Source organism: Amphritea sp., assembly GCF_050300915.1.
Taxonomy (GTDB): domain Bacteria; phylum Pseudomonadota; class Gammaproteobacteria; order Pseudomonadales; family Balneatricaceae; genus Amphritea.
Window position 1 is genome coordinate 1 of record NZ_JBNKYN010000027.1, and the last position, 5,527, is coordinate 5,527.

6 protein-coding genes are annotated in these 5,527 nt (G+C 52.5%); 1 reads left to right on the forward strand and 5 read right to left on the reverse strand.

All coding sequences use genetic code 11. From position 1 onward, the window contains the following. The 4 genes from ACQY8X_RS09155 to ACQY8X_RS09170 all read right to left on the reverse strand — a co-directional run. Positions 1–429, reverse strand: a 429-nt coding sequence (locus ACQY8X_RS09155; protein WP_428034841.1) for an energy-coupling factor ABC transporter permease, incomplete at its 3' end; no start/stop codon positions are given. 40 nt (positions 430–469) lie between these two features. After that, complete coding sequence (gene rimI / locus ACQY8X_RS09160; RefSeq protein ID WP_428034842.1) at positions 470–931, reverse strand: ribosomal protein S18-alanine N-acetyltransferase; 462 nt, start codon at positions 929–931, stop codon at positions 470–472. Further along, positions 921–1,916, reverse strand: a complete 996-nt coding sequence (locus tag ACQY8X_RS09165; RefSeq protein WP_428034843.1) for a hypothetical protein — start codon at positions 1,914–1,916, stop codon at positions 921–923. Before ACQY8X_RS09165 ends, rimI begins: the two co-directional genes overlap by 11 nt. Before the next feature lie 36 nt (positions 1,917–1,952). Continuing rightward, positions 1,953–3,491 carry a 2-isopropylmalate synthase gene (locus ACQY8X_RS09170; protein WP_428034844.1) on the reverse strand — a complete coding sequence of 513 codons (1,539 nt, stop codon included), beginning with the start codon at positions 3,489–3,491 and terminating at the stop codon, positions 1,953–1,955. A 246-nt stretch (positions 3,492–3,737) separates the two neighbouring features. Between ACQY8X_RS09170 and ACQY8X_RS09175 the strand changes: the two genes are divergently transcribed. Further along, complete coding sequence (locus ACQY8X_RS09175; protein ID WP_428034845.1) at positions 3,738–4,895, forward strand: MalY/PatB family protein; 1,158 nt, start codon at positions 3,738–3,740, stop codon at positions 4,893–4,895. Positions 4,896–5,109: 214 nt separating this feature from the next. On the opposite strand, the gene ACQY8X_RS09180 is transcribed toward ACQY8X_RS09175, so the two are convergent. Beyond that, the coding region (locus ACQY8X_RS09180) for a hypothetical protein (RefSeq protein ID WP_428034846.1) at positions 5,110–5,527 on the reverse strand (418 nt) is incomplete at its 5' end.

The window sequence follows — 5,527 nt, forward strand, 5'->3', positions numbered from 1 at the left end:
AAACAGATAAACAAAAAAATTGGGAGGCAAACGCGCTTCGACCAGTCGCAGAATAAAATAACTGACCAGCGACGGGATGACGACGGTACAGAGCCCGTTTACGGCAAAACCGTCCCACCCCTCCCGTCCAATCAGGGTCGTTCCCAACAGCGCCAGACTGGCTGACAGAATCGCCAGATCCCAGCCAAACATCAGCGTCAGCACCGTCACCCCCAGAAAATGAATTCCCAGCCCAGGAGAAATTCCAGCGCGCATCTGCCACAAGATCATCAATCCGACGGTCGTACCCAGAAACAGGTGCTGCAGTTGTCGACTACTGATCAGAGTGGACCAGGGTGCAGACCAGATGGCCACGCCCAGCAGGAGAAAATAGCCAACCTGTGCAAACCAGAACCAGAAGCCAGTAATCAGCTCTGTGGTTAAATTCATATCCGTATCCGTTTAATGAACTCTGCTGAGTTTAGCTGCCTTAGAGTAAAAGAAGGTTGTTACAGCTCATTAAAATGGCATCTTCATAGCCAGTCTCTGCCGGATAGTAGTTTTTACGCACACCATCCTCCTTATAACCTAAACGAGCATAGAGTTTTCTGGCAGCCTCATTGGATCTGCGCACTTCCAGCAGATTTCGACTGATACCACAGTTTTCCAGCTGCTCATGAACGAAGCTTAGCAACTCCCCCGCCAGCCCCTGTCCACGAGCCTCAGGTCGAATGCCGATCTGCAACAGCTCCGCTTCATCCAGAACAGTCGTTAACAGGGCAAACCCATTCAGTTGCTCATCCTGCCACAGGCCATAACAGAGATAACGCTTACCTCTGAGATACGAAAGTAACTGAGCATCAGACCACGGAGGCGTAAAACAACAGGCTTCAAGTTGAGCCAACTGGGGAAGGTCGGACGCTTCAAGCGGCCGCAAATCATTATTGTCCATTGGTGGCAGATTGCTTTTGCAGGTGGTCGAGCAGCGGCTGAAGATCACTCCAGACGTCGCGTTTACAACCAGGTAACATCATCATCTCGGTCAGACTGGCAGAGGCCAGGGTTTTAACACTGGAACGCAGACTAAACAACATGCCCCGCAACTGATCCAGCGGTTCAGGCCGCTCCAGCACCATCTGTGCAGCGGACTCCCCCAGTAGCAATACGGTATTCACCGGGCTCTTTTGCAAACTTTTCTTCAGTTTATGCTGAACGGTAAGGCGTGCCTGCTCAGCCCCCTGATCCAGTGATTTACTGGCAAACATCGGCCAGGGCAAAGTGTAATACTCCGTTGTCGTCCCCCCCGTCAGACCGATAGAACGGAGAATTTTATCTAATAGAATCTGATGATGGGCATCGGCCTGACCACTGTTTTGCGGTGTGCGGGCGGAGGCCGATAGTGGCGGCAGGGAATCGATAACCAGACAGTCCTGATACACCATAAAGGCCAGTTTAAACGGCTTCTGCTCGGTTTGCTCAGACACTGACGGTAGCTGCAGATCGGCCGGTGCAGACGAGCGGTTGATATCATCAGCACCTGCGTCGATCTGCGCTGGAGCAGGGGCGACTGAAGCAGAAGTGGGGGTAACCGGAGCAGGAGTTGGCGTCACTGAAACAGCCGCGGGCTGAGTGATCGTGGCAGCAACTGCTGCGGGCTGTGGAGAGACACTAACGCTGGCGGGTTTTGGCGCAGAACCAAAGCTGGCACTCAGCTCAGCCCGAGCCTGTCTGGCAGCAGTCGCACGATCGGCCGGATTCAGAATCGGAGCCGCAGTCGCTCCCTCACCGTTAGCCAACACCCCGGCGGTGTCATTTTCTGGCCAGCAGTACTCCCATACCCAGTCCGGGGTGGGGCGGGCACCGGGCAGCTGTCGACGAGGCAGCCAGCTGACAATGCCCAGCGTTTCCAGATACTGATGACGCAGTGACTGCTCCATTCTGTTATTCCCTTTACCCTGAGTGGATAGCGTCAGTTAAACCTGCGGATGAGCTTTCTCTTCAGTGGACTCAAGCATATTCAGCGCATGGATATAGGCTTTAGCCGAAGCGATGATGATATCGGTATCGGCCCCCAGACCATTAACGATACGGCCACCCTTTTCCAGCCGCACAGTCACCTCACCCTGAGAATCGGTACCGCTGGTGATCGCATTCACTGAATACAGTTCCAGCGTAGCATCAGACTCGGCAATTGAGGCAATCGCTTTAAACGCCGCATCCACCGGCCCACTGCCAGCCGCTTCAGCCGTGCGCTCACTATCGCTGACCATAACGGTTACTTTAGCTACCGGCACTTCTCCGGTCTGCGAGGTCACCGACAGGCTACTCAGTTTAAACTTCTCATAATGAGACGCACGGGTATCACTCACCAGCGCCTGCAGATCTTCATCGAAGATCTCATGTTTTTTATCTGCCAGATCTTTAAACCGGGCAAACGCCGTATTCAGCTCGGCATCCGACTCGAAGGTGGTGCCCAGCTCTTCCAGACGGGCACGGAAAGCGCTGCGCCCGGAATGTTTGCCCATCACCATCTTATTGGCGTTCCAGCCAACATCCTGAGCGGTCATAATTTCGTAGGTTTCGCGGTGTTTCAGTACGCCATCCTGATGAATACCGGACTCATGAGCGAACGCATTAGCCCCCACAATTGCCTTGTTTGGCTGCACCGGAAAGCCCGTCACACTGGAGACCAGTCGCGAAGCTGGCACGATCTGCGTGGTGTCGATACCGGTATGTAACCCCAGTACATCCTGACGGGTGCGCAGCGCCATAACCACCTCTTCCAGTGACGCATTACCGGCCCGTTCACCCAACCCATTGATAGTACACTCCACCTGACGTGCACCCGCACTGACGGCGGCCAGGGAGTTAGCCACCGCCAGGCCCAGATCGTTGTGACAGTGCACAGAGAACACCGCCTTATCGGCGTTCGGAATCCGTTGCAGCAACTGTTGAATGGTGTGACCAAACTCCTCTGGTACCGCATAACCAACGGTATCCGGAATATTGATGGTGCGGGCACCGGCATCGATCACCTGCTCGATAATGCGGCACATAAAGTCCAAGTCTGAACGGCTGGCGTCTTCCAGCGAAAACTCAACATCACCAATCAGATTGCGGGCGCGCTTCACCGCATAAACCGCTTGCTCCACCACTTTGTCAGGGTCCATCTGCAGCTTGTACTTCATATGGATCGGCGAGGTGGCGATAAAGGTATGGATACGGCCGGAATTGGCATTCACCAGCGCTTCACCGGCGCGGTCAATATCGGCATCCAGTGCCCGAGACAGAGAACACACAGTACTGTCTTTGATGGTGTCGGCAATCGCTTTAACCGATGCGAAATCACCCGGAGAGGCGATCGCAAAACCTGCTTCAATCACGTCCACCCGCATCTTTTCCAGCTGCTTGGCAATCCGCAGTTTCTCTTCCCGGGTCATTGATGCGCCAGGGCTTTGCTCACCATCACGCAGGGTGGTATCAAAAATAATTACACGGTTATTATCGGTCATGACCGGACTCCAGAAACTGATTTGCAGCGACCCTATAAGATGCGGCGAACAAATTGTATTGATTAGTCTGAAAGGGGATCGGCAGCTGGCGGGACTGTATAGCAACAATCAAAAAATTGCCGGAAAATTAAGGCCATATCCACTATATTATCTGATACTGACTAATATAACTTCCTGATGGCTATTTGCAACTTAATGACATACAAATAAGTCTCTGCCAGCCTCTAAACTAAAGGGATTCAGCCGATGAGCCTTGATCATTTTGATCAACCAGTAGACCGCCATACAACCTCCAGCCAGAAGTGGGAAAAATACCGCGACACCGATATCCTGCCAATGTGGGTCGCCGACACTGACTTTATGGCCCCTCCCGCCGTTATTGAGGCGCTGCAGGCCCGGGTTGATCATGGCATCTTTGGCTATACCAACACTCCGTCTGAACTCAGTCAGCTGATTATCGAGCGGATGCAAGAACTCTATAGCTGGGAGATTCAGGAGGAGTGGTTAGTCTGGTTGCCAGGGCTTGTATGCGGCCTTCATCTGGCCTGTCGCAGTGTCGGCGCCAGTCAGGATGAGGTCGCCACCGCCAAACCGGTCTATCCTCCCTTTATGTCCGCGCCCCGCTTATCTGATCGACGCCTGATTACCGTGCCCATGATTGAACAACAGCAACGCTGGCTGATCGATTTCGACGCCCTGGAACAATCAATTACCAACACCACCACCCTCCTACTGTTCTGCAATCCACATAACCCGGGCGGCACCGTTTACCGTGAAGATGAGTTGCAGCAACTGGCGGATATCTGTTTGCAACACAACCTGACGGTTTGTTCCGATGAGATTCATTGTGATCTGATTATGGAGCCGGGGCTGAAACATATTCCGCTGGGATCACTGGACAGCAAGATCGCCAGCAAAACGATTACGCTGATGGCACCCAGCAAAACCTTTAACATTGCCGGTTTGGGCTGCTCTTTCGCCATCATCCCCGACCCACAGTTGCGCAAACAGTTTCAGCAGGTTCGCAAAGGGATCGTCCCGGACGTTAACCTGCTCGGTTATACCGCAACGATGGCCGCCTACAAGGAGGGTGGCGAGTGGCATCAACAGCAACTGGATTACCTCAAAGGCAACCGCGACTACCTGATGAAAGAGATTAATCAGATTCCCGGGCTGAAACTCAATCCGGTAGAAGCCACCTATCTCGCCTGGATCGATGTCTCCGCCGCAAAACTGGAAAACCCCGCCCACTTCTTCGAGCAGGCCGGCATCGGTATGTCGCCGGGACGTGACTTCGGCGATGACCGCTTTATGCGCCTCAATTTCGGCTGCACCCGCAGCCTGCTGATTGAAGCGGTAGACCGGATACGCCGGGCGATGTTAAGTCAGCTGCCTGGGGGGTAGCTCGCTTCGCGAGGGTCGCGAGAACGTCGCTACGCGACTTGCTAGTGGTTAGACGTAAAACTTCGTTTTACTTGCTAGAAAAAACGTTGATATTTTTAGAATAAGAACTGATTAAAAATGAAACACTTACCGAATTGTGTATTTTAATATACACGAAAGAAAGCCCTCCGACTTCTGGAGGACTTTCCATCCTGAAGAATGCGACCACCAGCACCTAACCAGCAACAGACATACATTTATCAGTAACGATTACATTACTTGTACCGGCAATAGCCATTTTTCTTACTGCCTTTCCACGTGCAAACCTTAATGCCACTGTCATTCCTGAAGCTTTGACACTTACCTTTAGCATTATTTTGATCATTTTTAATAGCACTACAACTCTGCTTATCAGCTTCCTTTTGAGCTGCTTCATCTGCTGCACTATTTCCGTTTGAACCGGTTCCGCCTGTACCTGTTCCTGTACCTGTTCCTGTTCCTGTTCCTGTTCCTGTTCCTGTACCTGTACCTGTTCCTGTTCCTGTTCCTGTTCCTGTACCTGTACCTGTACCTGTACCTGTTCCTGTTCCTGTTCCTGTTCCTGTTCCTGTTCCTGTTCCTGTTCCTGTTCCTGTTCCTGTTCCTGTACCTGT

What these genes read in the sequence shown, in the direction of transcription:
- rimI (WP_428034842.1), bottom strand. Translation starts at nt 931, where the DNA reads ATGGACAATAATGATTTGCGGCCGCTTGAAGCGTCCGACCTTCCCCAG.
- ACQY8X_RS09165 (WP_428034843.1), bottom strand. Translation starts at nt 1,916, where the DNA reads ATGGAGCAGTCACTGCGTCATCAGTATCTGGAAACGCTGGGCATTGTC.
- ACQY8X_RS09170 (WP_428034844.1), bottom strand. Translation starts at nt 3,491, where the DNA reads ATGACCGATAATAACCGTGTAATTATTTTTGATACCACCCTGCGTGAT.
- ACQY8X_RS09175 (WP_428034845.1), top strand. Translation starts at nt 3,738, where the DNA reads ATGAGCCTTGATCATTTTGATCAACCAGTAGACCGCCATACAACCTCC.